This is a genomic window from Mangrovibacterium marinum, assembly GCF_003046625.1.
Classification (GTDB): Bacteria; Bacteroidota; Bacteroidia; order Bacteroidales; family Prolixibacteraceae; genus Mangrovibacterium; species Mangrovibacterium marinum.
Genome location: NZ_QAAD01000053.1, coordinates 1 through 1,333, shown reverse-complemented (window position 1 = coordinate 1,333; position 1,333 = coordinate 1). Strand labels below are relative to the sequence as shown.

At 41.0% G+C, this 1,333-nt stretch carries 1 protein-coding gene; it reads right to left on the bottom strand.

Annotated features, from left to right (window positions below; all coding sequences use genetic code 11):
• Nucleotides 1-489 precede the first annotated feature (489 nt).
• Nucleotides 490-1,023 (bottom strand): hypothetical protein, encoded by a 534-nt coding sequence (locus C8N47_RS18580; protein WP_107824075.1) that lies wholly within the window; start codon nt 1,021-1,023, stop codon nt 490-492.
• Nucleotides 1,024-1,333 lie beyond the last annotated feature (310 nt).

The window sequence follows — 1,333 nt, the reverse complement described above, 5'->3', positions numbered from 1 at the left end:
CAGATCCTGGAGCTGCGCTTTGGAGAGCGCTCGGTGCTGAAGTGTAAGGATTGTGGCGGCGAACTACTGCTGCTGGAAACTTATCCCGGAAAGCGTGCACCGCCTGTAAATCCATTGGCCGGAATGGGCCAATGACGGTGTTTTGTGGATCTTTTCGAAATACGCCCCTGAGCGTAAATGGGAAAGCTATGTCCGGTCGCCAAAACCGCCTGCCCAGAGGAGCCCCTTGCTGCCGAAAACAGGGTCAAAGCAGAAGCTATTTGGCCGGCATAGTCGGTTTTGCAGCCAAAACCGGGCTTGAAAGGCCAACAATACCACCCCAAACGCCTTCCGAAAGGGAAACAAAAAACCGATTGAAAACACTATTCGAAAATAGTTAATTAACAGTCGGTTAAGCCAGGAGCAGTGTTTAGTTCAACAAAGCCTCCAATACCAAGCGTATGCAAGCAACGCTTGATTAGAGGCTAAGTGTTGTAAGCTGGCTGTTATTCAATTTGCTTTTATTTTGTTTTCAATATATATTACAATCTGTTCAAAATCTTCAAGAACATCAGGAATTGCTATCAAACCATATCCATAGAAATCTGAATATCTTGCTTTAATCAATAATCCATGTTTGAGTCTTTTTACAGATTTTATTTTATCCCAATCTACTAAAGTATCGTGTTGCTTTGATAATAATTTTTGTCTGTGCCATGCCCATGCTCTTAATCCAGTTACCTTTTTATTATTTTCAATATCAATTTTCTTGTGTAATCCATTTTCTAATATAGTCAATTCAAATGCCTCATAATAGACAATCTTGAAGTTATACATGTATGCAACAATCGCAGTAAGAATTAACAAAGAAAAAATCAAAGGAATAACCAATAAGTAAATTTCCAAATCTTCCTTTGGAATCATGATTGCAATCATAATCAGAGGAAAAATCATTGAGAAAAAAGCAATCAACGAAACTCGTTTTAAGTCCTGATACACTATCGATTTAACTTTATCCTTTTGTATTTTAAATGTCCCTGTCATTGTGCAGAATGTTTCTTTTCAGCTTGCTTACAACGGTTGGTACATGTTGTCGGGGCGGATTTCGGAGAGCGTTCCTGTCCGAAGGACACGAAACTGCGAAACGAGAATCCGCAGTTGGCGTACCACCGAACCCCGCCCTGCAATATGTACCGTGTTGAACTAAACCCGCTTTGCGGGAGCTTATTGCACAGCTAAAAATAGGAATAGTTGGCGGGATGTTGCGACTTTCGTGCTTTTAAATTTTAAACAAATTGATTATGAGCAGAAAGTCCTACCTGGAGCAGGCCTGCGAGGCTGTTCCCGAGTTCAA

Bases quoted from the DNA above. Each gene is read 5' to 3' on its own strand.
- C8N47_RS18580 (WP_107824075.1), bottom strand. From the start codon at position 1,023: ATGACAGGGACATTTAAAATACAAAAGGATAAAGTTAAATCGATAGTG.